25 protein-coding genes and 2 pseudogenes are annotated in these 25,316 nt (G+C 64.5%); 10 read left to right on the top strand and 17 right to left on the bottom strand.

Annotation, left to right across the window (positions count from 1 at the left end):
* Positions 1-9: 9 nt before the first annotated feature.
* Positions 10-507 (bottom strand): hypothetical protein, encoded by a 498-nt coding sequence (locus ACWF99_RS12280; RefSeq protein ID WP_452535905.1) that lies wholly within the window; start codon positions 505-507, stop codon positions 10-12.
* A gap of 56 nt (positions 508-563) precedes the next feature.
* Entirely contained in the window at positions 564-761 is a 198-nt protein-coding gene (locus ACWF99_RS12275) for a hypothetical protein (protein ID WP_452535904.1), read from the bottom strand.
* Positions 762-985: 224 nt separating this feature from the next.
* Between ACWF99_RS12275 and ACWF99_RS12270 the strand changes: the two genes are divergently transcribed.
* Together ACWF99_RS12270 and ACWF99_RS12265 are read left to right on the top strand one after the other, a co-directional pair.
* On the top strand, positions 986-2,194 hold the full coding sequence (locus ACWF99_RS12270; protein ID WP_452535903.1) for a TetR/AcrR family transcriptional regulator: 1,209 nt from the start codon (positions 986-988) through the stop codon (positions 2,192-2,194).
* A gap of 224 nt (positions 2,195-2,418) precedes the next feature.
* Positions 2,419-4,248 carry an acyl-CoA dehydrogenase gene (locus ACWF99_RS12265; RefSeq protein WP_452535902.1) on the top strand — a complete coding sequence of 610 codons (1,830 nt, stop codon included), beginning with the start codon at positions 2,419-2,421 and terminating at the stop codon, positions 4,246-4,248.
* On the opposite strand, the gene ACWF99_RS12260 is transcribed toward ACWF99_RS12265, so the two are convergent.
* The 3 genes from ACWF99_RS12260 to ACWF99_RS12250 all read right to left on the bottom strand — a co-directional run bounded on the left by ACWF99_RS12260 (position 4,220) and on the right by ACWF99_RS12250 (position 5,209).
* Entirely contained in the window at positions 4,220-4,393 is a 174-nt protein-coding gene (locus ACWF99_RS12260; protein ID WP_452535901.1) for a hypothetical protein, read from the bottom strand. The genes ACWF99_RS12265 and ACWF99_RS12260 overlap by 29 nt on opposite strands.
* A 133-nt stretch (positions 4,394-4,526) precedes the next feature.
* Positions 4,527-5,027: an LmeA family phospholipid-binding protein gene (locus ACWF99_RS12255; protein ID WP_452535900.1), complete on the bottom strand. Its 501-nt coding sequence runs from the start codon at positions 5,025-5,027 to the stop codon at positions 4,527-4,529.
* Complete coding sequence (locus ACWF99_RS12250; protein ID WP_452535899.1) at positions 5,021-5,209, bottom strand: hypothetical protein; 189 nt, start codon at positions 5,207-5,209, stop codon at positions 5,021-5,023. Before ACWF99_RS12250 ends, ACWF99_RS12255 begins: the two co-directional genes overlap by 7 nt.
* Before the next feature lie 322 nt (positions 5,210-5,531).
* Here ACWF99_RS12250 and ACWF99_RS12245 point away from each other — a divergent pair, with 322 nt between their 5' ends.
* Positions 5,532-6,692 (top strand): amidohydrolase family protein, encoded by a 1,161-nt coding sequence (locus ACWF99_RS12245; protein ID WP_452535898.1) that lies wholly within the window; start codon positions 5,532-5,534, stop codon positions 6,690-6,692.
* 347 nt (positions 6,693-7,039) lie between these two features.
* On the opposite strand, the pseudogene ACWF99_RS12240 reads toward ACWF99_RS12245, so the two are convergent.
* Positions 7,040-7,360 (bottom strand): annotated as a pseudogene (locus ACWF99_RS12240) (hypothetical protein); the annotation flags it as partial.
* Positions 7,361-7,399: 39 nt separating this feature from the next.
* Between ACWF99_RS12240 and ACWF99_RS12235 the strand changes: the two are divergent.
* Together ACWF99_RS12235 and ACWF99_RS12230 are read left to right on the top strand one after the other, a co-directional pair.
* Positions 7,400-8,084: pseudogene (locus ACWF99_RS12235) on the top strand (fumarylacetoacetate hydrolase family protein); the annotation flags it as partial.
* A 127-nt stretch (positions 8,085-8,211) separates the two neighbouring features.
* On the top strand, positions 8,212-8,877 hold the full coding sequence (locus tag ACWF99_RS12230) for a TetR/AcrR family transcriptional regulator (RefSeq protein WP_452535897.1): 666 nt from the start codon (positions 8,212-8,214) through the stop codon (positions 8,875-8,877).
* A 12-nt stretch (positions 8,878-8,889) separates the two neighbouring features.
* On the opposite strand, the gene ACWF99_RS12225 is transcribed toward ACWF99_RS12230, so the two are convergent.
* On the bottom strand, positions 8,890-9,150 hold the full coding sequence (locus ACWF99_RS12225) for a hypothetical protein (protein ID WP_452535896.1): 261 nt from the start codon (positions 9,148-9,150) through the stop codon (positions 8,890-8,892).
* Positions 9,151-9,388: 238 nt separating this feature from the next.
* On the opposite strand from ACWF99_RS12225, the gene ACWF99_RS12220 reads away from it, so the two are divergent.
* The gene (locus tag ACWF99_RS12220) at positions 9,389-10,171 is read left to right on the top strand and encodes a Zn-ribbon domain-containing OB-fold protein (RefSeq protein WP_452535895.1); all 783 of its coding nucleotides are present in this window, start codon (positions 9,389-9,391) and stop codon (positions 10,169-10,171) included.
* A 118-nt stretch (positions 10,172-10,289) separates the two neighbouring features.
* Here ACWF99_RS12220 and ACWF99_RS12215 read toward each other — a convergent pair whose 3' ends face one another.
* From ACWF99_RS12215 to ACWF99_RS12205, 3 genes are all read right to left on the bottom strand, one after another.
* On the bottom strand, positions 10,290-11,492 hold the full coding sequence (locus ACWF99_RS12215; protein ID WP_452535894.1) for a low temperature requirement protein A: 1,203 nt from the start codon (positions 11,490-11,492) through the stop codon (positions 10,290-10,292).
* A 129-nt stretch (positions 11,493-11,621) separates the two neighbouring features.
* Positions 11,622-11,807, bottom strand: coding sequence for a hypothetical protein (locus tag ACWF99_RS12210; protein ID WP_452535893.1), 186 nt, complete (start codon positions 11,805-11,807; stop codon positions 11,622-11,624).
* A 32-nt stretch (positions 11,808-11,839) separates the two neighbouring features.
* Positions 11,840-13,270 carry an amidase gene (locus tag ACWF99_RS12205; RefSeq protein ID WP_452535892.1) on the bottom strand — a complete coding sequence of 477 codons (1,431 nt, stop codon included), beginning with the start codon at positions 13,268-13,270 and terminating at the stop codon, positions 11,840-11,842.
* A 183-nt stretch (positions 13,271-13,453) separates the two neighbouring features.
* On the opposite strand from ACWF99_RS12205, the gene ACWF99_RS12200 reads away from it, so the two are divergent.
* Positions 13,454-14,950: an aldehyde dehydrogenase family protein gene (locus tag ACWF99_RS12200; RefSeq protein ID WP_452535891.1), complete on the top strand. Its 1,497-nt coding sequence runs from the start codon at positions 13,454-13,456 to the stop codon at positions 14,948-14,950.
* Positions 14,951-15,019: 69 nt separating this feature from the next.
* On the opposite strand, the gene ACWF99_RS12195 is transcribed toward ACWF99_RS12200, so the two are convergent.
* The 7 genes from ACWF99_RS12195 to ACWF99_RS12165 form a co-directional block, all read right to left on the bottom strand.
* Entirely contained in the window at positions 15,020-15,667 is a 648-nt protein-coding gene (locus ACWF99_RS12195; protein WP_452535890.1) for a TetR/AcrR family transcriptional regulator, read from the bottom strand.
* A 215-nt stretch (positions 15,668-15,882) separates the two neighbouring features.
* Entirely contained in the window at positions 15,883-16,593 is a 711-nt protein-coding gene (locus tag ACWF99_RS12190; protein ID WP_452535889.1) for a hypothetical protein, read from the bottom strand.
* Positions 16,594-16,646: 53 nt separating this feature from the next.
* Entirely contained in the window at positions 16,647-18,008 is a 1,362-nt protein-coding gene (locus ACWF99_RS12185) for an MFS transporter (RefSeq protein WP_452535888.1), read from the bottom strand.
* 49 nt (positions 18,009-18,057) lie between these two features.
* Positions 18,058-19,230 (bottom strand): acyl-CoA dehydrogenase family protein, encoded by a 1,173-nt coding sequence (locus ACWF99_RS12180; protein ID WP_452535887.1) that lies wholly within the window; start codon positions 19,228-19,230, stop codon positions 18,058-18,060.
* 111 nt (positions 19,231-19,341) lie between these two features.
* Entirely contained in the window at positions 19,342-20,100 is a 759-nt protein-coding gene (locus ACWF99_RS12175) for an enoyl-CoA hydratase-related protein (protein WP_452535886.1), read from the bottom strand.
* A gap of 54 nt (positions 20,101-20,154) precedes the next feature.
* A complete protein-coding gene (locus tag ACWF99_RS12170; RefSeq protein ID WP_452535885.1) occupies positions 20,155-21,783 on the bottom strand; it encodes a long-chain-fatty-acid--CoA ligase in 1,629 nt (542 codons plus the stop codon).
* Positions 21,784-21,809: 26 nt separating this feature from the next.
* Entirely contained in the window at positions 21,810-22,997 is a 1,188-nt protein-coding gene (locus tag ACWF99_RS12165; protein ID WP_452535884.1) for a thiolase family protein, read from the bottom strand.
* Between the two features lie 395 nt (positions 22,998-23,392).
* On the opposite strand from ACWF99_RS12165, the gene ACWF99_RS12160 reads away from it, so the two are divergent.
* The 3 genes from ACWF99_RS12160 to ACWF99_RS12150 all read left to right on the top strand — a co-directional run bounded on the left by ACWF99_RS12160 (position 23,393) and on the right by ACWF99_RS12150 (position 25,202).
* Positions 23,393-24,004: a TetR/AcrR family transcriptional regulator gene (locus ACWF99_RS12160; RefSeq protein ID WP_452535883.1), complete on the top strand. Its 612-nt coding sequence runs from the start codon at positions 23,393-23,395 to the stop codon at positions 24,002-24,004.
* 47 nt (positions 24,005-24,051) lie between these two features.
* Positions 24,052-24,798: an SDR family NAD(P)-dependent oxidoreductase gene (locus ACWF99_RS12155; protein WP_452535882.1), complete on the top strand. Its 747-nt coding sequence runs from the start codon at positions 24,052-24,054 to the stop codon at positions 24,796-24,798.
* Between the two features lie 77 nt (positions 24,799-24,875).
* Positions 24,876-25,202: a histone-like nucleoid-structuring protein Lsr2 gene (locus ACWF99_RS12150; RefSeq protein WP_452535881.1), complete on the top strand. Its 327-nt coding sequence runs from the start codon at positions 24,876-24,878 to the stop codon at positions 25,200-25,202.
* Positions 25,203-25,316 lie beyond the last annotated feature (114 nt).

Raw genomic sequence — 25,316 nt, 5'->3', positions numbered from 1 at the left:
TGGTCAGCGTCACCCGAGCAGCGGTATGCGGTGCGCGGTCTGGCGATCGAGCTCGACCTGCATCACCTGGCGGACCCGGACGGCGAACTCGGCGGCCGACTCCCCCGGCCCCGGCCGCATCGCGGGGAGCACCGCGGTCCGGATCCTGGTCGGCAGAGGGATGTAGGGCAGCAACCCCGCGACCCCGACAGTCAGGCCCCAGGGCAGCGACAGGGTCACCGGGAGGCGCTCGAGCCGCAGCGTCTTGTCGAGGCGCAGCCGCCGCGCGAGCGAGCGCCCATCGGACAGGCAGATCAGCGATTCACCCGCACCCGACGTGACCACCGGAACGATCGGCACGGCGGCCTCGATCGCCAGCCGGGCGAAACCGGTCCGGAAGTCGAAGACGATTCGGTTGCGTTCACCCCACGACTTGAAGGCATCGACATCACCGCCAAAGACGAGCACATGCTCGCCACGTCCGAGCGCCCGGCACACGTTCTCACCGGTCGTGGGCTCGGCACCCATTCTGCCCAGAATCGAGCCGAGCCCGATCGCCCAGGCCAGGTGATGCGTCAGCGTGATCAGGCCCGCGAATCCCCGACATGGGCACAGGCCGAACGCGCGGCCAGCACATTGAGGTCGAATACGCCACCGAAGCCGTGGTTGGCCACGAACAAGACCGGCCCCGGTGGCAATTCCAGCACGCCACCTACCTCGTGGCGGTGGTACCACCGGAACACCCGGAGCAGGACTCGCACGATGACCGGGTCGGATCCCACTCGCCCTCCGTTTCGCGGCGAGTCGTCGAACGGCCCATCGTGGAGCGGCTGAACACCACTTCCCTTACATCGTGTCGCCGCGCGGCGGCCCACACATTTCGACGAATGACGAGAACTCGGATCCGGTGCCCCTGCCGAACCACCCATCCCACCCCCTACGGGCGGGACATTCGCGGCCGACGCCGTACCGGCGGCAGGGCACCGGTACGCCACACTGGGAGGCGATGAGCACCAGCACCCCGGCCGGCCCGCCGATCCGCCGACGCCCTCGCGACCGCCGCGCGACCATCCTGGCCGCGGCCGCCGACGCCTTCTCGCAGGCGGGCTACCACGGCACGTCCATGACCGACATCGCCACCGCCGTCGGGATTTCGTCGACGGCTCTGTATCGCCATTTCCGCAACAAACAGGAGTTGCTGGGCCACTGCTTGATGTCGGGTCTGGACGCGACGGTCTCCCGGCTGGACGCCGCGGCGGCCGGCGATTCGAGCGGGCATCGGGTATTCGAAGAACTCGTCGCGATCGCGCTCGAACTGCGCGGGCTGCCGAGGCTGTGGCAACTCGAGTTCCGCAACCTCACCGCCGCACACCGCTATTCGGTGCTGATCCGGGCGGTCCGGTTGTCCGGTTATCTGCGCCGAGCGGTCCGTGCACAGCGCCCGGAGCTGCCCGGCAAGGATGCCGAGCTGCTGAGCTGGTGCATCCTCTCGATCGCGGTCAGCCCGTCGTATCACCGCCAGCAGTTACCGACGTCAACGTTCACCTCCGTGCTCGATGCCGCGATCCTGCGGCTCCTCACCACCGATTTGCCCCCGGGCGGAGCCGTGTACCGGGAACCACGGCCGCAGGCGGCGCCGCCCCAGGCCGCGGAGTTCGAGCGCGCCGTCCGACCCGAACGCCTCATCGGCGCCGCAGCACGGTTGTTCAACTCCCGCGGCTATGCCGCGGTAGGCATCGAGGACATCGGTGCCGCCGTCGGAGTGAGCGGACCCGCGCTCTATCACCATTTCTCGAGCAAAGCCGACCTGTTGAACGAGATCATCGTGCGCAACGAACAATGGATCGGTCTGTACACCGCCCACGCGCTGGCCGAGGGCCGCGACGCGCGGGAGGCGGTACACCTACTGATGGAATCGTTCGTCGGATTCGCGCTCGAGCAACCGGACTTGCTCGGCACCACCGTCAGCGAGGTCGGGCACCTGCCGGACCCGCAGGCCACGCGCTACCGCCGGATCCATCGCGACGGCGTCCTGAGCTGGGCCCGGCTGCTGCAGACGGCCCGTGCCGAATTGACACCGTCGGAGGCCCGGATCCTGATTCAGGCCATCAGCACTGTCGTGATCGACGCGGTGCGCAACCCTCGTGCTCTCGACCGCCAGAACCTGGCTGGTGCCCTGATAGCCATCGGCGACCGGATCGCACTGCACGACTGACAAACCGACAGGAACTGCTCTTAGCGGGCATCAACTTAATTCCGGATTCCCCGTTCCCGGCAGCCACTAAGGAGAACGCCTCCGGCCAGTCCCTTAGTGGTCATCAACTTACGGTTGCGTAGCGCCCCGGCGCGCAATCACAATGACCCACGGCGCGTATCGGATCTGCGCTCTCTCCACCTCACCTCCGGCGCATCGACCGGACCACCGAAGGGACTGGGCCCGTGGGCCATTACAAGAGCAACGTCCGAGACCTCGAATTCAACCTGCTGGAGGTCTTCGGCCTGGCGGACGTGCTGCGTTCCGGCGCGTTCGGCGACCTCGACGACGACACCGTGCGCACGATGCTCGTCGAAGCCGCACGGATCGCCGAGGGTCCTGCCGCGGCATCGTTCGCCGAAACCGACCGCAATCCACCGGAATTCGATCCATCGACTCACACCGTGCGACTACCGGAGGCATTCAAGCGCTCGGTCCGGGCATGGCAGGACGCCGAGTGGTGGCGCGTCGGGAAGTCCGAGGCCATCGGCGGCATTCCGGCACCGCGCATGCTCGCGTGGGCGATCAGCGAACTCGTTCTCGGCGCCCAGCCTGCGGCGTACATGTATCTGACCGGGCCCAGCATGGCCGATATCGTCGACCGCATCGGCACCGAGGACCAACGGCGCTGGGGCCGGATCGCGGTCGAGAAGAAATGGGGCGCCACGATGGTACTGACGGAGCCGGACGCCGGTTCCGATGTCGGTGCCGGACGCACCAAGGCCGTTGAGCAGGAGGACGGATCCTGGCACATCGAAGGCGTCAAGCGGTTCATCACCTCCGCCGATGCCGACGATCTGTCCGACAACATCATCCACCAGGTGCTGGCGCGTCCCGAGGGCGCGGGCCCGGGGACCAAGGGCTTGAGCCTGTTTCTGGTGCCGAAGTTCCATTTCGACTCCGAGACAGGTGAACTCGGTGACCGCAACGGTGTGTTCGTCACCAATGTCGAGCACAAGATGGGACTCAAGGCCTCGGCCACCTGTGAACTCACCTTCGGCGGCCACGGCGTTCCCGCCAAGGGCTGGCTCGTCGGTGACGAGCACAACGGCATCGCGCAGATGTTCCAGGTGATCGAGGAAGCGCGAATGATGGTCGGCACCAAGGCCATCGCGACCCTGTCGACCGGTTACCTGAACGCGCTGGAGTACGCCAAGACCCGCGTCCAGGGCGCCGACCTGACCCAGATCGCCGACAAGACCGCTCCGAAAGTGACCATCAGTCACCACCCGGATGTCCGGCGGTCGCTGATGATGCAGAAGGCCTACGCCGAGGGCCTGCGCGCGATCTACCTCTACACCGCCGCCCACCAGGATCCGGTGACCGCACTGCACGTGTCGGGCGCTGACGCCGAGCTCGCCGCACGGGTCAACGATCTGCTCCTCCCGATCGTCAAGGGCGTCGGCTCCGAACGCGCCTACCAGTACCTCACCGAATCCCTGCAGACCTTCGGCGGCTCCGGCTTCCTGCAGGACTACCCGATCGAGCAGTACATCCGCGACGCCAAGATCGACTCGCTCTACGAGGGCACCACCGCCATCCAGGCACAGGACTTCTTCTTCCGCAAGATCGCCCGTGACCGCGGCGTCGCCCTGGCGCACATCGCCGATCAGGTCCGGGCAACCGCGAAGCCCGAATCCGGGACGCCGGAGTTCAAGGTCGAACGCACACTGCTACAGACCGCGCTCGAGGACGTGCAGGCGATGACCGCCACGCTGACCCAGCACCTCCTCGCGGCCACGGACAACAGTCGGGAGCTGTACAAGGTCGGGCTCGAGTCGGTGCGATTCCTGCTCGCGGTCGGTGACCTGCTGATCGGGTGGCGACTGTTGGTCGCCGCGGAAGTGGCCTCGGCCGCCCACCCCTCGGCGGACAAGGATCGAGAATTCTACGCAGGCAAGATCGCGGTCGCGTCCTTCTTCATCAGAACCGTTCTGCCGCGACTCAGTGCTGACCGTGTGGTGATCGAGGAGATCGACATCGCGATCATGGAGCTCGCCGAGGCCGCTTTCTGACCTCCGAATCGGCGCCGACCGAGCCACGGTCGGCGCCGATCGGCGCCCACTGGTTGCCGACTGTCGAGGCGGAACGGCGTTCCGGGCCCTTCCGGTCGTAGATTCTGGTCGCGGCCAGGCCGAGCAGCAGACCGAGCAGGGCCATCCGCACCCCTTGCGCCAGGCCCTACCGGTAGTCGCCATGGAACCGCTCCTTACAGCTCGGCAACTTTCTCGCTACCACCCTGTCGATCATTGACCAGCGACTGTTCGCAGGTCAAGCATTTCTGATGAAACAATCAGCATGTGTCGCCGCGCACTGGAAGCTCAGCACTCCCACCACGGAGTTCGACCCCGATTCCCGAATCGGTCACGGTCACGGATTCCGGGCGAAGCCCAACGGATAGCCGCCGAGACTTTGCAAGAGCAGGTCGGCGATCTCCCCCGCCAGCTGCGGCGGCACACCGCGAGAGGAGACGATCTCGATGCGAGACGATCCCACCTTCGACGTAGGGTCGCAGCCGCACCGACACCACACCGACGACTCCCGTGACATCGACGGTGCCGTCGACGGCTGACGTCCTGACATCACCAGCCAGGCCGTGCAACGTCCGCCCGATCGCGTCGATACTCCAATCGACGCGCGCCTCGGAGCCGCCCACGGAGGCCGAACCGCCGCCTCCCCCCATCGAGACCTGACGCAGCGTGACATGAACCGCCATACCGACAGCCGGACCGAACTGCGCGTCGTCGCTCTCGACAGTCAGCTCCGGGATCCGCCGGTCGATCAGACTCAGCACGACGAGTCGAGGAGGCAACCCTCGATCCGGTTCTGCAGATGCAGCTCAGCCGATGCGATCCCGATCGTCGCCAGCACGAGCAAAACAACGAGCCCGAGCGTGGCGTCACGCGCGACTCGGCGCCGCACGTTCCGGACGGGGACGTCGTCGCGGACAAGGGAGTCCAACTCGTGAAGCTTCATTCACTCTTCTCCAGACTTCCCCAGCCGATCCGAAAGTGGCAGTCCGGGGTACGAGGCGACAGTGCCGACTAGTTGATTAACTCATCATATATGACGGATATAGGTATCTGCTGTGGCGTCGCAAACGCAGGCCGTTGGTGTGGCGAACAACGGGATCGGATCTGATACTTTCATCAGCGACTGGCGCATCGCTTCGCTCGATCGACTCCACCGAGCACTCCCCACGACGCGGCGCCGTCCGCTCGAGCGGACTCCGACCATGCCGCCACGGCCGAGCGCGGGTCCGCGATGCGACTGAACCAACCGAAAGGAAAGACCTCCCGTGAACGAATCCGACACCCCGTCGCGAGCCGGCGTGAGCCGGCGCCGCATGCTCGGCGGCGCCGTCGCAGGCACCCTCGGGGTAGCCGCGGCAACGGCTCTCCCCCTCGGCTCATCGACGCAGCTCGGCGCGGCGGGAACGGCCCGCGCCCAGCAGGCCGCGCCGAGCGGCACCTATCGCATCGATCTGCACTCCCACGTGCTGCCACCGGACTACCGGGCGGCACTGCTGTCGCACGGGCACTTCACCATCGGCGGCTACCCGACACCCGAATGGTCGCCCGAGTCCGCACTGGCGTTCATGGACTACTACGGCATCCAGGCCCAGGCCCTGTCGGTCTCCGACCCGGGCGTCGGATTCCTGCCCGCGGGCAGGGAAGCCAACGACATGGCCCGCTATTGCAACGACTACGTCGCCGGGCTCACCAAGCAGCACCCCACGCGCTTCGGCTCGTTCGCGGTCCTCCCCATGCCAGACATCGCCGCGTCGGTCGCCGAGGCGATCTACGCCCTCGACGTCCTCCATGCCGACGGCATCGTCCTGCTGTCCGCCTACAACGGCGTCTACCTGGGCGACCCCTCCTACGAACCGTTGATGATCGCACTGAACGAGCGCACGGCCTACGTTTTCGTGCATCCCGCCGCCATCCCGGACGACGCCAAGCCGACCCTGCCGTTGCCCGACTTCCTCGAAGAGTTCACCTTCGACACCACCCGGGCCGCGACGTTGATGATGCTGACCGGCGTCACCCAGCGGTACCCGAACATCCGCTTCCAGCTCTCCCACGCAGGTGGCACACTGCCGTTCCTGTCGTGGCGGGTCGGCGTCGCATCGGAGACCGCGATCGGCGAGAACTGGCCTCAGGGGCTGGGCAAGCCGTCGCTGCTCGACGCGAAAACGCAGATCTCGCGCTTCTTCTACGACACCGCGCTCAGTGCGTCCAACGCCGCCATGTCGGCGGTGTCAGCCGTGACGAGTCGAGACCACATCGTCTTCGGCTCCGACTGGCCCTTCAGCGCGACCACCCTGCCGCAGACCGGAACCCACGACCCCGCGCCGGGCCTCAGCGACATCTTCGACGCCGACCAGCGGATGGAGGTCGAGCATCACGCCCCGCTGCGCCAGCTTCCCCGACTGGCAGCGGCGATCGACGCGGGCTGACCTCGACGATCGACCGTCGCCGGGCGCGCGGCTGCTCTCCGCGTGCCCGGCAGTTCTCATTCATCACTGGCCGGGCGTCCGACCGTTGATCAAGCAATACAGTGCCGAGATTCATTGCCGCACCCGATGTCGTGCCCGACAACTTCGCGAGCGTTTACGGCCACTACGGCACACACCGCGGCAGCCCGCTGCCCACCTCCGCACTCTGCGCCGTCGCCTGGAGCAGCACCTTCCGACCCTGGATCGGGCGCTTCGCGATCCTGCACAACCGGCGACCCGATGACGATCCTGCCCATCGGAAAATGAGTGGGACACCTCGTCGAAGTCGCCGAACATTTTCTTCGACATCAAATCTCAGGCAGAGTCCTTCGGCTGATGTCATGCGCCTCATCCGCGCTCACTCCCAGCATCCGCAGCAGGTCTTCAGCCACTTGATCGACCGCCGCCGAGTCATCACGAGCAGGCTGTTCATGCAGCAGCTGCCCGAGGCACAGTGCGGCGCCCGAGACGATCACCAGCGCGAGTTCCACATCGCGTACCAGGAAACGACCTGCGCGCACCCCTGATTCGATGTCGCGGCGTGCCCGCGCGGCGACGCCTCTGCCCGAACCCGCGTAGACGAGCCCCTCCGCGAGCAGAACCGTGCTGGCGGTGGGTTCACGCCGATGGAATGTGATTTTGAGGTCAACGAGGAAAGCAGATCACTGATGACACACACCGTTCTGCGGACGCTCGACGGCTGGTGGCTACGCACCAACGCGGGTGCGGCTCGCATCGACACCAACGCCGCCACAACCGCCGAACTGCTCGCCGACCGCGCCAGGATCACCGATGCCGCCCGCGACACCCACCTCGTCCCGGTGCCCGAACTCGCGCTGCTGCCCCCGGTGACGGCTCCCTGCCGGGTAGTCGCCCAGATGACGAACTTCGCCTCTCACGTGAAGGACTCCGGCGGTGATCCCGACTCGGTGCCACTCACCTTCTTCAGGAAGGCATCGGGATCGATCAGCGGGCCCCACGACGACGTTGTTCGTCCGAGTCATGTGCGACTCCTGGACTACGAATTCGCGATCGGGCTGGTGTTCGGCTGAGACTTGCCCGTCGGCACCGAGGTCGATGCCGGCAACCTCGCCGACTACATCGCGGGACTCGTCGTCACCAACGACATCTCCGCGCGCGACGTGCAATCGCCGCAGACCCAGTACTACGAGGGCCAAGTCGACCGAGATCATCGGCGCGATGCTCCCACCCAAGATCAAGTGGAAGCTGTTCCTCGACCGCCAGGCCAAGAATCCGAAGTACCTCCAGCACAGTGACATCATCCGAGCGGCGATCGCCACCGACGACGGGGCCATCGATCTCGGCACGCAACGCACCGCCGTGCGATACGCGCCGTGCTCGCGTCGCATGCTGCGGCGGACTCGCAGACCTTGGGAGCCAAGGTCACCCATTAGCGCCAGAATCGGAACTGAATGTGTGATCAGTTATGATTCTTGCCGAAACTTGAGGTGGAGGGCAGATGACAGCCGAACAGACCGCACCCACGCGAACCGATCGCCGCAAGGAACGCACGCGCAAAGCACTGCTCGGCGCGGCACGGAAGTTCCTGTCCGAAGGCCAGTCGGCGGTGAGCATCAAGGAGATCACCGACGCCGCGGACGTCGGTTTCGGCTCCTTCTACAACCATTTCGATTCCAAGGAACAGCTCTTCGACGAGGCCGTGCAGTCCGCATTGAAGGTCTACAACGAGATGCGGGACCACATCGTGGCCCGCTACGACGACCCCGCGGAGATCTTCGCGGTCAGCTTCCGGCTCACCGGTCGGCTGCAACGCCAGCTTCCGGAGATGGTGCGTGTCGTCCTCCACTCCGGCATGGGAGTCATGCTGCGCGACCAGGGACTCGCACCCAGCGCGCGCCAAGACATCATCGCCGCCCAGGAAGCCGGGCGCTTCGAACCGATGGATCCCGACCTGGCCATCATGGCGGCGGGCGGAACGCTGCTCGGACTGCTCCAACTGCTCGACGCCGATCCCGACGCGGATGCGGCCGCGCTGGCCGACGAGATGACCTATCGAGCTCTCCGCATGTTCGGCATGAACAAACGGTCCGCGCAACGCCTCAGCTCCGCCCCGCTGCCCGAGCTACCCACCAATCCCGACCTGCTCCTGCAGGCCGACGCGTAGGCCTCGCTCGGGTCAGACCCGCCGAGAGGCCGCCCGCGCGATCGCCCCGACGGCGCGACTACGCAGCTCGCGGCGCGCCCGCGTCAACAGCGGCGGCACGGCAACCGGCGCTCCGCCGAAGCGGGGCAGCAGCGCGGCGGCATTGCCGTGATGGATCGCGTCTCGAACGTCCGGGCCGACGCCGTCGAACTCCCGCAGTCCCGCATCGAACCAGGCCACCGCGGCCTGAGGCGCGAATCCGGCGGCACTGAGATCGTCGGGTAGCGCGGCCACCACACCGCACGCGCGCCCCTGGACTCTCGATCGGCCATCCGCAGCCTCGATCCTCAGCCCTTCCCGATGGCAACTGGAGTCGACACAGACCTAGAGCTGATATCGATGTCAGCGTACGCCGATTGGATACGAGACCAGAAGTAGGTATGCCTACGGGTTGTTATCCCCTCGTGTCGACACCCTGATGGGGCGGAGGCTGATGTGACGCCGACCGGGACTGTCAGAGCCGAGGTATCCCATGCATCAGCACACGTCAGAACATCCGCGACACGGTGGCATGCACGGTGCACAAGTCGTTGAGGGCACGTTGATGATCCGATCTTGCTCGACCTGTGGGGTGCTGCTGTCACCGCAGTCCAGCTCCTGCTCGTTGTGTGGGACCTTCGATCTGGATCGGGTGCCGTCGTCGGGTGTGGGATGGGTCGTGTCCTGGAAGATCGTGCACCGTGCGATCGAACGCCTGCATGGGGAGTTGACGCCAGCGATCGTTGCGGTCATCGAGCTCGATGATGGTCCGTGGGTCTTCTCCGAAATCGACGGCGCCATCCTGCCGCCCTCGGATCGACGCGTTCGTGCGCACTTCAGTGGGCGCCACGTCGACGGCCGGTACCCGGTATTCGTTCTCGATCCGGCTCACCGCTCCAAGTCGAGAAGAGAGAAATTGAGGGACGAGGTGGATGACAGCGAGGCATGGAGACTGTCCTGGGTTCGGTCATCCCTGCAACAGTGTGACCTTCTTGCGGGATCGAGATCGGTTGATGTACAGGCGAATTCGCTGATCAAGTTCGCCATCCGGTGGGCCCCCTTCGGTGGCGCCGATCCAAACGAGCTGCTGGTGACCTTCGGTGTCAGTCGCGAGCGATTCGTTCGATTGATGAAAGAGGCACTCTGTGCGCGGGGAAGAGACAACCGGAGTACTCGATCGATGAAGAGTAAATTGTTGGAGGCCCTGCTTTCTATGTGGAACGCAGATCCCTGTGAGGTGCCGACGTCTCGAAGCGCTCTTCTGCCGTCGATATAGCCCTTCATCGGCGGGACGAATCCTCGCCACGCATCAGGTATTCCCACCTTGCTTGCACGCGAAGATCCCGGAAACTGACTCCGCGCTCGACCGCAGGCGAGACGGCGTTCCCACCCAGTCAGCGGCTCTGGCGCAGCCGACGTCGGCGCTGATTGTGGCGAACCGTCTCGTAGCTGATCATTGTGAGCAGGCAACTAGCGAGAGCGCCGAGCGTCGCGAGCGATGGGATGTGCTCGACGAGAGGAACGGATGCGATCAGCACGAGTGCTGTCACGACACGACTCTTCTCGATCGATCCCGCAGCGTAGGCCTTGAACGCCACCAGAGCCAGCAGGTAGAGCGCGGTGCCGCCGAGGAGTGCGATCAGCGGCCATCCAACGAGTGGGTCGGTGAGGCGGTGGTAGTCGATATGGCCCACCGTGGAGAGGATTTTTTTCAGCCCCAGTGACAGCATGACGATGCCGATCACCATCGGTAGATGGAGAAAGCTGTAGCAGTTGCGAGCGATCCGGATGCGCTGCTCACCGGTCGACTCTTCGAGGATCTGCTCGACCGCCAGGGATGTCATATCGAAGTAGGACCACCACAGCGCTCCGGAGACGGTGATGCCGAGTAGCGAGGCGGCGACGATCTCCCAGGAGATGGGCAGGCCGGTGACTGCGATCCCGATCGAGACGATTGATTCGCCCAACGCGATGATGATGATGAGCCCGTGTCGTTCGGCGAACTGGCCGACCGAGCGCAGTCGCCACCTTGTGCCGCTGACGAGGGTTCCCACGTAGTCACCGGCCAAGGCGAGGATCCACATGACGGTTTGCGCGGTTGCGGTGAGCTGCGATGCGATCAGCAGAAACGTGGTTCCGATCAGCATGCTGGGCACGAATCGGTGGATCTGTCCCCGTAACTGCGGGTCTTCTCGGCTGATGACCCAGAATGTCAGCAAGTGCAGCAGGCGGACGGTGAAGTAGGCGAGGGCGAACACGACCGGGCCGGGCAGTCCACCCGGCAGGTCGTCGAACGCTTCGGTGATTGTCAGGGCCGTCATGAGCATTGCCATCAGCGCGCCGAACATCACCACCCGCAGGATTCCTTCGTCTGCGCGCACCAGGTTGCACAGCCATGCGTAGGCGACCCAGCTCCACCACAGCACGGCGATGACCAGGACGCCGCGGAGCAGATTCTCACCTGTGGTGTGTTCGGCCATCAGGTCGGTGACCCGGATGAACGCGAAGACGAAGACGAGGTCGAAGAACAACTCGAGTGGTGTGACCGAGGTCGTTTCATCGACCTGCCGGGGACGCAGACCATTAGGGAATGTCACGGATGATTGCTCCCGATTTAGATTGTGCGTGCCCACGCCCCCGGCTTCGCCGATTTCACCACCATGGACGGGACTTGATACCACGCGAATTGGTGTGGGCAGGAGCCGGCACGAGGGTCCGGGCGAATGTCATGGAGCCGCGCGGAAGATCACAGACGGTTCTTCGTAGCGGGCCTCGGGGACTCTGTACAACGATTCGATCGCCGCGGCGCGGCCAGGAGACGCCGCGATCATGATCGCGAGTTCGTCAGGGGTGACGGTGATTCCAGCGGCCTGCAGCAGTGCGGGGACCAGCACGGTGTAATCGGTTTTCATGGGTGCAGAACTCCTTGGAGTGGCTGGCGATGTCATCGGCGGTAGCTGTTCGACACGAGCTCTGGCACGCGCAGATGCCAGTCGGTGCGTTCTTGGTATGTGTGGCCCGCGCCGAGCACGGCGGCTTCGTCGAAGGGCTTACCGATGATCTGCATGCCCAGGGGCAGCCCGTCGGTGGTGAAACCCATCGGCACCGACATGACCGGGTTGCCGACGGCGTTCCAGTACGGGGTGTAGAGGGAGTTGAAGATGTCGGCGAAGGACAGGGTTTCCCATTCCATCGCGCCGCAGGCACTGGTCGGGGTGATGATCAGGTCGACGTCGGTGAACAGTTCGGCCACCTTGCGCTGACCGACCCGGCGGACGCGCTGAGCTTGGACATAGTCCCCTGCCGCGACGAGCGCGCCCGCCGATACCGCCAGCCGTGTGCCGACGCAGTAGTCCTGCCACCGGGTCTGCAGATCGGGGCGGTGGTAGGCGTAGGGTTCGGCGGCCATGCCGATGATGGTCGCGGCGGTCAGCTCCTCGTAGAGCGGCAGCCGGACCGGGACCACCGTCGCGCCCGCGGCGCGCAGGACATCGAGGGCCGACGTCAGCACATCGGAGAGTTCGGGTACGACGAAGGACGAGCGGTCCAGGAGTGGATCCACGCCGATGCGCACACCGTCGAGCGAGCCGGTCAGGGCTGCCACATAGTCCTCGACAGGGCGGTCCACCGACGTCGGGTCCGATGCGTCGTGTCCGGCCAAAACCGCGGTCATGACCGCACAATCGGCCGCCGAGCGCGCCATCGGACCGATGTGGTCGTAGCTGTAAGCCAGCGGCACAGACCCGGATTTGGGCACTCGGCCGTAGGTCGGCTTCAGGGCGGTGATTCCGCAGTTGGTCGCGGGCGAACGCATGCTGCCACCGGTATCGGTGCCCAAGCCGCCGAGGAACATTCCCGCCGCGATGCCTGCTCCGGTGCCGGAACTGGAGCCGCCGGGATAGCACTCGAGATCCCAGGGGTTACGTGGGATCGGAAAGGGCTTGTCCGGGTCGGGAAAGCCGAGCGCGAACTCGTTGGTGCTGGTTTTGCCGGTGATCACCGCGCCCGCGGCGCGCAACCGGGCGATCACGGGGGCGTCTCCCCGATCACCCCACGCGCGATCCAGGACCAGACTCTGGGCGGTGGTCACCCCTTCGTCGGTAGCGATGACATCCTTTACTCCGACCGGTATTCCGTGCAGCGGACCCCGGTCGACCCCAGCGGTCAACTCGGCATCCGCGGCCGCGGCCGCCGCCAGAGCCGTCTCGTCGAAGCGGGTGATATAGGCACCGACTTGTTCGTCGTGCGCGTCGGTCGAGTCGAATGCGGCGCGGACCAGCTCGACAGAGGTGGTTTCGCCTGCGCGGAGTGCCGCCGCGGCATCGGTGATGGTCAGGAACACGTGGACTTCCTCCAATAGTGAAAGTGACGTCATTTTTCTACGCCTTCGCAACGAGCAGGTCAAGCAGTTGCACATCTCAGAAATCTCCTTGACGACTACAGTTCTCAGGGCATAGAAATGTGACGTCACTTTTACATCCCCTGCTGATCGCCCACCGGACACTGCCGGGAAGCGACGCATCGGCCATCAGGCCGTTTCTCACAGAGGACAACGCTTATGACGACACAGACACAAGACCCGGCCGCTCAGGCAAGGCTCGGCGAGCGCTACCAGCCGCTGATCGGCGGCCGGTTCACGTCGCCGACCACGGAGACCTTTGCCGCGATCAACCCCGCCACAGGCGCGCACCTCGCCGACATCACCCGCGGTTCGCGAACAGACATCGCGAATGCTGTCGCTGCCGCGAAATCGGCGTTTCCAGGATGGGCAGCGACACCGGCCGAGCAGCGATCAGCGATGCTGGTCGAACTCGCGCGGGTCATCGACGCGAACATCGACCGCCTCGCACTCATCGATGCCCTCGACATCGGGCGCCACGTGAGCGAGACCACCATCGATCACGCCAGGGCCGCCGATCAGTACCGCTTCTTCGCCGCCGCCGCGGTGACGCACGCGGGCTGGAACCGGTCGATCCCCGGCGGTATCGCCATCGCCAAGCGTGAACCGCTCGGCGTAGTGGGACAGATCATTCCGTGGAACGTCCCGGCGATCATGGCGGCGTTCAAGATGGCGCCCGCTCTGGCAGCGGGCAACACCGTGGTCCTCAAGCCCGACGAGAACGCCTCGCTGTCGACCCTCGAACTGGGCAAGTTCATCAGCGAGATCTTCCCTCCTGGCGTGGTGAATATCGTCCCAGGTCTCGGCGAGGAAGCCGGCGCCGCGCTGACCGCTCATCCCGACGTGAAGAAGCTCGCGTTCACCGGAAGTACCGAGGTGGGACGCCTGATCGCGCAGGCAGGTGCCGAACGGCTGGTTCCGGTGTCGCTGGAGCTGGGCGGTAAGAGTCCCAACATCGTGTTCCCCGATGTGACGGACTTCGCCGCGATCGTCGACAACGCCGCATTCGCTGTCGCCCACTGCAACGGCCAGTCCTGCCTTGCCGGTACCCGACTGTTCGTCCATGACGACATCTACGACACCTTCATGCCGCAGCTGGTGGCAGGGTTCGAACGTATCGTCGTGGGATCGCCCCTCGACCCCGCGACCGTTGTCAGCTGCCTGGTTTCGGCCGAGCAGGGCGAGCGCGTATTGGACTACATCGACATCGGTAAGAAGGAAGGTGCCGAACTACTGACCGGCGGCGATCGGATCGAGGTGCCTGGCAACGAGTTCGGCCACTTCGTGCGACCCGCAGTGTTCGCGACAGAGAACTCCGCGCGCATCGCGCAGGAGGAGATCTTCGGTCCGGTTCTGTCGGTTATCCGTTGGAACGACTACGACACGATGATCGCCGAAGCCAATGGCGTCCGATACGGGCTCGCAGCAGGTCTGTACACCAACGACATCGCCAACGCGATGAAGACCGCAGACCTTCTCGAGGCCGGATCGGTATGGATCAACGGCTATTTCAACATGACCGACGGTTCACCGTTCGGCGGATACAAGGACAGCGGATACGGGAGCGAGTACTGCGCTGAAACGCTGAACATGTACACCCACCTGAAGTCGGTCACCCTCCTGAACGAACCGGTGGCACCGTTCTTCCTGCCCTGACATCGTACTGACGGTGGTGTGCCCGGAGTTCCCGGGTACACCACCGGTCGCATCAGACGGGGCCGCCCCTCAGTGGGGATCGCCGCCTGGGTCGGCGTAGATGCTGCGATACCAGATGAGACTCACCGTCTCGGACGCTTCTTCGATGGTCGGGGCTTCTCCCCCGTACTTCTCGGCCTCCACGTACCAGTGGAACGCCAGTTGGTCGACCATGGTGGCCAGTGCAACCGAGGCATATTCCGGGTTCAAGTCTCCGGCAGGCAGATGGCGACGTAGGTATAGCTCTTTGCGTCGGAAAGTCTGTCGCTTGAGATTCCACCAGCGTTCGGCACACTCTGGAACGGCTGCGGACATCTCGATCAGTCCCGCGATGAGGCGCCGATTGTCGTAATAGGTCGTGAGGTATCGCCGGGAAGATTCTCGCAGCGACTCCAATTCACTGCCTTTGACCCAACTGCCGCTCACCGCGGTGAACAGCTCCTCGGTTACTTCCTCGAGGATTTCCAAGAAAACCAGGTCTTTGTTGGCGAAATAGCGGTAGATAGCGCCGAGTGAGAGCGAACTCTTCTCCGCGATCTCGGCGACGGTGGCACCGAAGTATCCTCGTTCGCTGAGTACCTCACGGCCCGCGGCGAGAATTCGCGCTCTCGTTTCCTGACCCTTTTTGGTCGGCGCGGAACGCGTCCTCGGCTTCGATACGGCCACGAACGCCGCCATTTCTCACCCTCCCGCTGTCGAAAGACATTTGAACCGTGTTCAGTCTATCAGCGGCCACCGAAACCCGGTGGTGCGCAACCCGCCACGACCACGGTGCCCGATCTCGCGAGGGGATCCCTCCGCCCCGGCAACCGGTGCGCCGCTCGGACAGCCCTTGCGGGACGTCCGAGCGGCTGGAGTGTGCGGTCTGATCGTGGCGTGGATGCGCGGACGGTCTACTTCGCCGGGACGAAGGGGGCGTTCACCGTTGCGGAGTACTGGATGAACGCGGCGATCGCCACCGGGGCACCGACGAACATCGCGCCGACGAGGACACCGATCGGGGCCAGGGCGGCTGCCCCGATCAGGCAACCCACCAGCGGGCCCGCTCCGAACAGGGTCGCCAGCGGGCCGGTCAGCACGGCACCTGCGGCACCGCCGAGCAGGCATCCCAGGGTGCCGGACGCCACCGCCCCGACGATGGCGCCGATTCCGGCGCCCATGCTGATCGTCGAGGTCATCCGATTCCACGCGGCGACTTCACGGTCGTAGGCGGATTTCCACGGCGCCTGGTCCTCGAACGGCAAAGCGGCGGGCTTGTAGTGGGCACGGGTGGTGTCCAGCGACGGCGTCAATGTGGCGGTGTTGCCGTCGAGTTCGGTGTCGATCGGAAACGCGATGTCGTCGATGGTGAATTCCAGTGGAACTCCGGCCAGCACGCGACCGGCACGATCGCGGATCTGGAACTGCCCGTTGTCGACGATCAACGTCCCGTCGGTCACCGTGATCACCGCGGCGCTTCCGTCTTTGTAGGCGCTGTAATTGACGCCAGGTGCGAGATCGACGTTCACCGGAGGCGGGGGCGCGGGTTCGGCGGACACGGTTGCTGCTGCGCCGGCGAGTGACAGTGCGATCCCGGCGGCAGCGGCGAGATTCTTGGAGATCATGAGGTTCCTGTTCGGTTGAGTTCTATGGGCTTCGTCCGGTGTGGATCGCGTGCTCAGGGGGTTATCGGCGCCGCTGCAGTCGCGGTCACTGTCGGCGGTTCCGATCCAGGGGCCGGACCGCTGGATCGAAGTGTCAGTGCTGCTCCTGCGGCGACCAGCACAAGTGCTGCGGCCGCGACATAGAGGTGCGCCGGGGTCCAGCCCGCGTCGATCAGAGCCCCGACGATCAACGGTGAAGCAATCGCTCCAGCACGACCGATTCCGATAGCGCTACCGACGCCGGTCGCGCGAATGTGTGTCGGGTAAGCCAGCGCCGCGGTGGCGAGCAGGCCCGCGATACAGCCACTGATGCACATGCCCATGAGCAGTCCACTCAGCAACGCGATCCCCAGACTCGACAAGGTCGCGGGAAACGCCGCCAACAGCGCGACGGTCACGAACATCGCAGCGGCCAGGACCCGACCGACAGGAGCCCGAGCGGACAGGAATCCGAACAACAGAGTGCCGATCACGCCACCGATATTGAGCAGCACACCGCCGGTGAGACCGCGGCTGGGTGACATCCCAGCGGTGATCAGCAGTTGCGGGCTCCAACTGGTGACGAAGTAATAGGTGAACAACATGATCAGGAACAGCAGCCACAAGGTCAGGGTTTCGCGGCGCAATGCAGGAGAGAGCAATGCGGGGAATCGGGCCTGGGCCGTCGCGAGTTTCGGTGCCCGAATCGGCAGCGAGGACAACGGCGCCATGCCCGCGCGGTGAGCGATCTGGTTGATGCGCTCGAGTGCGTCGGCGGCACCGCTGTCGAGGAGGAAGTCGACGGATTCGGGCAGGCGCCACATCACCAGGATCAGCGATGAGAGTGAAAGCCCCGCGCCGACGAAGAACACCGACCGCCATCCCCAGCTATCGATCAGGAACACCGCTGCCAAGCCGCCGACGGTGGCACCAACGGTGAATCCAGTGGTCTGCAGGCTCACAGCGAGCCCGCGCCAGCGCGGCGAGGAGTATTCGCTGGCGAGCACGTTGGTGCACGACAGCAGCCCGCCCACCCCGAGCCCGGTCAGGGCTCGCATCAGGCCCAACTGGACTTCGTCCTGGGCCAGCGCGGCGCCGATCATTCCGATGGTGGCGATGCCGACGCAGGATATGACGAGTTTTCGTCGCCCGATCCGGTCACCCCATGGTGCGATGAACAGCGCACCGATCGCCATGCCGAGCAGGCCGGCGCTCAGTAGGACACCGAGTTGGCCGGCGGACAGGCCCCATTCGGCCTTGACCGAGTTCGCGGTGAAGGCCATCACGAGTATGTCGAAACCGTCGAGCATGTTCAGGACGACACATACCCCGATCGCTGTCCATTGGTACGACGACATCTTTTCGTCGCTGACCTCGAATTTTGGATATTCCGTCATTGCAATCTCCAAGAAAGAAAGGGTGGTGCGAGGGTTACGGAGGTGGAGGTCAGCGAAATGCTTGCTGACCAGAAAGGGCTCGGCCGATGGTCAACTGATGTATTTCCGCGGTCCCTTCGTAGGTCATCACCGACTCAAGGTTGTTCGCATGACGCAGGGCGGGATAGTCGAGTGTGATGCCATTGGCGCCGAAAATCGGACGGCATTCGCGCACGATATCGATGGCCTCGCGAACGCTGTTCAGCTTGCCGAGGCTGATCTGTTCGGGGCGCAATTCCCCCCTGTCTTTGAGCCGACCCAATTGGAGTGCCAAGAGCATGGCGGTGCCCAGTTTCAGGGTCATGTTGCTCAGTTTCAATTGCGTCGCTTGATAGGCGGCAAGCGGCTTTCCGAAGATTTGCCGCTCTATTGTGTAGGCGATGGCCGTGTCCAGACTGTCGCGTGCGGCGCCGAGCGCGCCGAAGACGATCCCGAACCGTGCTTCGTTGAGGCACGCGAGCGGACCGCCGAGTCCGGTCGCCGACGGCAGTACCGCGGAGTCGGGCAGTCGGACGTCGTCGAGGATGAGCTCGCTGGTCACCGACGCCCGCAGCGAGAGCTTGCCGCCGATCGGGTTGGCCGAGAATCCTGGTGTGTCGGTGGGAACCACGAAGCCGCGGATGGCGTCGTCGGTGTGCGCCCACACGATCGCGACATCGGCGACCGACCCGTTGGTGATCCACTTCTTGGTGCCGTTGAGCACCCAGTCACCGTTGTCGCGGCGCGCGAAGGTGCGCATACCGGCCGGGTCGGAACCGAATTCGGGTTCGGTCAGTCCGAAACATCCAATGGCCGTGCCCCGCGCCATCGGTGGCAGCCAAGTGGTCTTCTGTTCCGGCGAGCCCCATTTCCAGATCGCGTACATGGCCAGCGAGCCCTGCACCGATACCAGTGTGCGCAAGCCGGAGTCGACGGCCTCGAGCTCGAGGCAGGCCAGGCCGTAGGCGGTGGCGCTGGTCCCCTGGCAGCCGTATCCGTCCAGGTGCATACCGAGCACACCGAGTTCACCGAGTTGGGCGGCGAGCTCGCGGACCGGGACATCACCGGATTCGTACCATTCGGCGACACGGGGACGCAGCTCGGCTTCGGCGAATTTGCGGACTGTGTCTTGTACTGCGGCGTCGGTCTCGGAAATGAGTCCGGCGATACCGAAAAGCTCGAAAGGTGTTTGTGGGGAAGGCATTTCGTATCCTTTTTCGGGTACAACAAAGGAACCCTGGTTTGTCGGGTGGAATGCGGCCCCTGTGATCGGGCCGCGAAATCTATCGGCGGCGCGTAGCGCCGGGTCGATCGGTCAGCGACCGACCCACTGCGGCAGTCGCTTCTCGAGGAACGCGCGAGCGCCCTCGCTGAAATCTTCGGTCTTTCGGATAATCTCCATGGTCTGCTCCCCCAGCGCCATCGCTTCGGCTGCGTCAAGGTTCATCCCTTGTCGCAAGACAGTTCTGGCGTGCCGGACCGCCAGCGGAGCGTTGGCCGTGATCCGGTCGGCCAGACCGAACGCCGCCTCCATCAGCCCCTCCGGTTCGACGAGATCGTTAACCAGTCCGAGCTGATAGGCACGGTGCGCGGTGATTGGGTCGCCGGTCAGCGCAAGTTCCATGGCGACGTTGCGCGGCAGCACCTGAGGCAGGTGATAGAGCCCGCCACCAGCGGCGACCATCGAACGCTTGACCTCGGAAAGACCGAACGACGCGGTTGTCGAGGAGACCACCAGGTCACACGCCAGCACGATTTCGCAGCCGCCGGCGATGGCAGGTCCGTTCACCGCGGCGATCAGCGGTTTGGATCGTGCCCGCGCGACGAGTCCGGCGAAACCGCCGCGAACTGTTTTCGCGGGGCTTCCGCCGTCGGCGATGGCTTTCAGGTTGGCGCCGGAGCAGAACACCGGGCCGGTGCCGGTGATGACAGATACCCAGATGGTGTCATCGAGTTCGATGGCATCGATTATCTCTTCGATCGCTTCGGCGTCGGCGTGATCGATGGCATTGCGTACCGTCGGACGATCGAGTGTTATCACCGCTATGCGTCCATGTTTATCGAAGTCGACCATGGTTTGGCTCCTTGAAGAATTGAATATGAATGCAGCGGCATTCGGGGCCGGTGCTTATCGACGCATCTCTGATGCGTACAGCGCGCGTAGCGCTTTCTTGTCGATCTTTCCGACACTGGTCATCGGGAGTTCGGCCAGCAGATGGACCTCGTCGGGCAGGCAGAACTTCGCTATCTGCGGACGTAGCCACGCCAAGAGCTCGTCCGCTTCGACACTGCTGCCGGCGACCGGAACCACACAGGCGATCGGTCTTTCGTCCCAGCGCTCGGAGGGAACTCCGATCACCGCGACCGATTCGACCGCCGGATACCGTTGGATCGCGACTTCGAGTTCGAGCGAGGAGATCCATTCGCCGCCGGATTTGATCAGGTCCTTGAGTCGGTCGCGTAACCGGATGTATCCGTCGGGGTCGATCACCGCGGTGTCGCCGGTACGGAACCAGCCGTCCGGTGTGGAGGCGTGCTGCACAGTGTCACCGTGATACCCGGCTGTCACCCACGGCCCGCGGCACTGCAATTCACCGACGGCGACTCCGTCCCACTCGAGCTCTCGGTCATCATCCTCACCGACGATGCGGAATTCGACACCGGGGCTAGCGATTCCCTGCGATTGCGAGACCGTGTGTGCTGTCGCGAGATCGGCCGGATCGAGATGTGAACGCACCCGGGTCATCGCCGCGAACGCATTCGTCTCGGTCATTCCCCACACCTGGACGATCGGGTTGCCGGTCAGTTCCCGACACAGCTCCGAAAGCCGTACCGGCACTGCGGATCCGCCGGAACACAGCATCCGAACAGCGGAGGTGTCACGATCTCGAAGTTCGGGCAGAACCCGCGACCACACCGTCGGTACGGCAGTGGAGAACGTGACCCGGCGCTGCTCCATCAGTCGCGCGACCGACGACCCACTCAGGTCGGATCCCGGTAGCACGAGATCGGCACCGGCGGTCAGCGCCGCATAACACAAGCCCCACGCGCTCGCGTGAAAGATCGGCACCAACGGAAGGACGGTGTCACGCTCACAGATCCCCGCGGTATCGGTCTGCAGTAGCGACATCGTGTGCAACCAGAGAGTCCGGTGCGAGTTGACGACCGCTTTGGGGTTACCCGTGGTGCCGCTGGTGTAGCAGATGGTCGCCGGCAACGACTCGTCGCTCACCTGCAGTTCGATCGCGTGCGCTGCGGCGATGAGTTCTTCGTAGTCGTCGATCGGCACCGGCGACGCCGAGATCAGATCGACGTCCACCATGGGACCCTCGTCGTCCATCACCACGACCCGGCGCACGCTCGGTGTGTTCACCAGGACCGGCATCAGTCGGCCCAGGAGCGACTGGTCGACGAAAACGACGGCGTCCTGCGCATGGTTGAGGATGTAGGTCAGTTGATCCGCGGGCAGCCGAACATTGATCGGATGCAGTACCAGCCCCGAGCCAGGCACCGCGTAGCTCAACTCCACGTGGCGGATAGTGTTCGCGGCGAACGTCGCGACCGGAGTACCGACAGGCAACGCCATGCCCGCGAGCGCACCGGCGAGGCGGCGCGTGCGCTGGGCCCAGTGCCTGATCGAGGTCTCCACGAACGTGCCGTTGTGAGCCTCGGTGATCGTCTTGTGTGCGGAGTACCGCTCGACGCGCCGGAATAGTTGATCGACCGTGAGCGGCACATCCTGCATCGTGTGCTTCATCGCATACCTCGTTAATGATTGTGTCACTACGCTGCCTCGATCAGCACCGCGTCGGTCTGTCCGAATCCGCCGCAGATCGCGGCGACCGCCCAGCGACCGCCGGACCGTTGCAGTTGACGGGCGGCGGTGAGCACCAGCCGCGCGCCGCTCGCACCGGTGGGGTGGCCCAGCGCTACCGCTCCGCCGTTGACATTGGTGCGTGAGGCCAGCTCCCGCTCCAGCGCGAAGTCGCCGCCAGCCAAAGCCTTCGTGCTCACAACCGCGGTGGCGGCGAAGGCCTCGTTGATCTCGATGACGGAGATATCAGCCGCGCTGAGACCCGCCTCCGCGATCAGGCGCCCGATCGCGACTCCGGGAAGGTACACCGACGATGTCGGTGTCGACGCGGTCTGCAGATACGAGTGCACCTTCGCCAGCGGAGTCGCGCCATTGTCCGACAGCGCCTGCTCCCCGGCCAGCATGATCGCGACGGCACCGTCGTTGAGACCTGGGGCGTTACCCGCGGTGACCGTCGGGCCGCCGTAGACCGGCGTGAGACGCGACAGCTTCTCGATGCTGGTATCGGCTCGGGGTTGCTCGTCGACCTCGACGATTCCGTTCGGAGTCGACACCGCGCTCACCTCGCCGTGAAAGTATCCTTCGGCCAAGGCCTTGAAGTAGCGCTCGTGACTCTGCAACGCCCAGTTGTCCTGCTCTTCACGCCCTACCCCGCGGGCCTGCGCCTCGAGACCGACCGATCGCGCGATAGACACCCCACCCTCGAGTGGGTTGCGCAACATCAGCAGATCCTCCACGGTCAGGTCGCCGCGTTTAGATCCCCACCGGGTCTCGTGCAACAGCCGAGGCGTCTGGCTCATCGATTCCACGCCCATCGTGAGCGCGGATCGCGCGCCCGCGCCGATCGCGCGCACACCCAGCCCGACCGCCGCCATTCCCGAGCAACATGCCCGGTCGATGGTGAGGGTGGGTAGCGTCTCGGGCAGTCCCGCGGCGTAGGCGAGCTGGCGGGCGGGCACCATCAGTCCGCCCTCGATCATCGCCATCCCGACGATCAGTTCGTCGATGTCGTCGACCGACCACTGCGTCCGAGTCAACAGCGACTCGAGCGTCTGCTTTGCCATGTCGATCACGGACAGTTCCCGCAGACTGCCACCGAACTTGCCGAACGGGGTCCTGGTCCCGTCGACGATCCATACGGGCTGCATCGGCTGCATGGCTTCCTCCATTAGTGAAAGTGACTTCACTTTTATTCTATGGAGTGGTCTGCGCCATAGTCAAGCCCCCCTAGATCTGACCGACGCCGGATTCCGACTCTGGCGCCACAAGCCGGGCATGCCCATCACCTGCGATTACGCAGGGCGCAACGAGAACCCAAAGATCCCACCGTCGAGCCGCCGCGCGGCGGGTGCCGACTGGGATCAGCGGATCCTTCATCCACTCGGTAGACAGACTGATATCTGAACTGTACAGTCAGTTCAGATATGGCCATGTTCTTACATACGCTGGCGCACTGCTGCACTGCCAACAAAGAGAGACGCGTCAAGGGTGTGCGTGAGGTAGGGCTCCGCTCGGATACGCCTCATCGGAGGGGCAGAGAGAGGAGTCCGATTTGATCGGCGACGACGAAGAACTCAAGCCCCCCACGGGTCCGCGAAGCACCCTGCTTCATCAGAAGGCGATCCGCGCCACGCAAGAGCTGTTGCAGGAAGCAGGGTATTCGGCGGCCACGATCGACGCGATCGCCGCACGTGCAGGGATCAGCAAGGTGACGCTCTACAACCATTGGCCGTCACGGACCGCGATCATCGCGAAGTCGTACGGACTGATGATGCAGGACGCTTTGACGATTCCCGATACCGGTGACGTCGTGCAGGATCTGTCGATCTACCTGAAAGGAATCGTTCGCTTCTATGCGAGCGATCTGGGTGGAGTGTTCGCTCAGCTGCTCGCTTCGTGCATTCAGGAACCGTCTGCTCGCGTCTACTTCCACAAATACTTTCTCGACAAACGGCGCGCCGGGTTCGCCACGATTCTGGATCGTGCCGCGGCACGGGGCGAGATTGTGAAATCGATGGACCGCGACGACATGATCGACATGTTCTTCGGACCTCTGGTCTATCGCTTGATATCGGGACACGCCCCGCTCACCGAGAACAGCGTGGACAGGCTTGTACCCATGGCGCTCAACGGATTTCGAAATAGACCCGGAGATGCCCGCTGAGCTCGGTTCTTAACCATCGTTCCTTGATCTTGGGAGGTTCAACAGTGATGTCGTTACAGGGAAAGACCGCGCTGGTGACCGGCGCGTCGAAGGGAATCGGCGCAGCGATCGCCGCGGACATCGCGGCCGCCGGTGCCACGGTCGCAGTCAACTACTCGTCAGACAAGTCGTCGGCCGACGACGTCGTCGCACGGATCACCGATGCGGGCGGCTCGGCATTCGTCATCGCCGGTGACGTGTCCAGCGCCGCGGGCGCCCAGCAGTTATTCACCGAACTTCGCAATCACCTCGAACGGCTCGACATTCTGGTCAACAACGCCGGCGTCTACCAGATGGGCACGATCGACGAGGTCACCGAAGAGGAATTCATCAGACAATTCTCGCTGAACGTCTTCGGGCTGACATTCGTGACCCGCGAAGCGGTGCGGTCGCTGATGACCGACGGCGGCAGCATCATCAACATCGGTTCGAGCGTGTCGTCGTTTCACCCCGCCCAGTCCACGATCTACACCGCGACCAAGGCAGCCGTGGACTCGATCACCCGCACGCTGGCCAACGAACTGGGTTTGCGCGGGATCCGTGTGAACTCGGTCAACCCGGGATTAACCCAGACCCACGGAATGCAGCGTAGCGCCTTCTCCGCCAAGACATTCCGAGACGAGATCACCCGCATCACCCCGCTCGGACGCATCGGCGTCCCCGAAGACATCGCGCCCGCGGTCACCTTCCTCGCCTCGGAGTCAGCATCTTGGATCACCGGCGAGGTCCTGGTCGTCGGCGGGGGGCTGCGCTAGTGGCGTACCGCTCGACACCAGGCGCAGTCAGTGCCGGGTCCACTGCTGCTCACCTTTGACTACATCGGAGGCAATCCATGGCGCGTCAGGTCATCGAGGAACTGGTCGACGACTACGACGGCACGTCTGCCGCCGAGGAAACCGTGTCGTTCGCTCTGGACGGGGTCACCTACGAAATCGACGTGTCGATGGCCAACGGTGACCGGCTGCGCAACACCTTGGGCCAGTGGACACCATTCGCCCGCACGATCGACCCATCGCCACGGCGCACCAACCCCTCAGCGATCGCCCCGGAACAGATCCGGATCATTCGGAAGTGGGCCCGCGCCCACGGTGTTCGAGTATCGAAACGAGGCCCGATCTCAGCGGCAGTCGTCGAGGCCTATCACAACGCGGCGATCTAGATCTCGGCGTGGCATACCCAGATTCAGATTCGCCTGCCCTGACCGTCCAATCGACGCCAGATCACATTCGGTGACGGCACCGTCAAACACGCTGAGCGCGGAGCCAGCCGACAC

The sequence above is a fragment of the Nocardia sp. NPDC055002 genome (genome assembly GCF_053608825.1).
Note: the sequence above shows the minus strand (reverse complement) of the source record. Positions and strands in the feature narration are given on the sequence as shown.

Bases quoted from the DNA above. Each gene is read 5' to 3' on its own strand.
- ACWF99_RS12210 (WP_452535893.1), bottom strand. From the start codon at position 11,807: ATGAAAACCGATTACACCGTGCTGGTCCCCGCACTGCTGCAGGCCGCT.
- ACWF99_RS12175 (WP_452535886.1), bottom strand. From the start codon at position 20,100: ATGGTCGACTTCGATAAACATGGACGCATAGCGGTGATAACACTCGAT.
- ACWF99_RS12270 (WP_452535903.1), top strand. From the start codon at position 986: ATGAGCACCAGCACCCCGGCCGGCCCGCCGATCCGCCGACGCCCTCGC.
- ACWF99_RS12180 (WP_452535887.1), bottom strand. From the start codon at position 19,230: ATGCCTTCCCCACAAACACCTTTCGAGCTTTTCGGTATCGCCGGACTC.
- ACWF99_RS12185 (WP_452535888.1), bottom strand. From the start codon at position 18,008: ATGACGGAATATCCAAAATTCGAGGTCAGCGACGAAAAGATGTCGTCG.
- ACWF99_RS12190 (WP_452535889.1), bottom strand. From the start codon at position 16,593: ATGATCTCCAAGAATCTCGCCGCTGCCGCCGGGATCGCACTGTCACTC.
- ACWF99_RS12150 (WP_452535881.1), top strand. From the start codon at position 24,876: ATGGCGCGTCAGGTCATCGAGGAACTGGTCGACGACTACGACGGCACG.
- ACWF99_RS12260 (WP_452535901.1), bottom strand. From the start codon at position 4,393: ATGGCCCTGCTCGGTCTGCTGCTCGGCCTGGCCGCGACCAGAATCTAC.
- ACWF99_RS12280 (WP_452535905.1), bottom strand. From the start codon at position 507: ATGGGTGCCGAGCCCACGACCGGTGAGAACGTGTGCCGGGCGCTCGGA.
- ACWF99_RS12250 (WP_452535899.1), bottom strand. From the start codon at position 5,209: ATGAAGCTTCACGAGTTGGACTCCCTTGTCCGCGACGACGTCCCCGTC.
- ACWF99_RS12200 (WP_452535891.1), top strand. From the start codon at position 13,454: ATGACGACACAGACACAAGACCCGGCCGCTCAGGCAAGGCTCGGCGAG.
- ACWF99_RS12155 (WP_452535882.1), top strand. From the start codon at position 24,052: ATGTCGTTACAGGGAAAGACCGCGCTGGTGACCGGCGCGTCGAAGGGA.
- ACWF99_RS12170 (WP_452535885.1), bottom strand. From the start codon at position 21,783: ATGAAGCACACGATGCAGGATGTGCCGCTCACGGTCGATCAACTATTC.
- ACWF99_RS12220 (WP_452535895.1), top strand. From the start codon at position 9,389: ATGCATCAGCACACGTCAGAACATCCGCGACACGGTGGCATGCACGGT.
- ACWF99_RS12165 (WP_452535884.1), bottom strand. From the start codon at position 22,997: ATGCAGCCGATGCAGCCCGTATGGATCGTCGACGGGACCAGGACCCCG.
- ACWF99_RS12205 (WP_452535892.1), bottom strand. From the start codon at position 13,270: ATGACGTCACTTTCACTATTGGAGGAAGTCCACGTGTTCCTGACCATC.
- ACWF99_RS12195 (WP_452535890.1), bottom strand. From the start codon at position 15,667: ATGGCGGCGTTCGTGGCCGTATCGAAGCCGAGGACGCGTTCCGCGCCG.
- ACWF99_RS12230 (WP_452535897.1), top strand. From the start codon at position 8,212: ATGACAGCCGAACAGACCGCACCCACGCGAACCGATCGCCGCAAGGAA.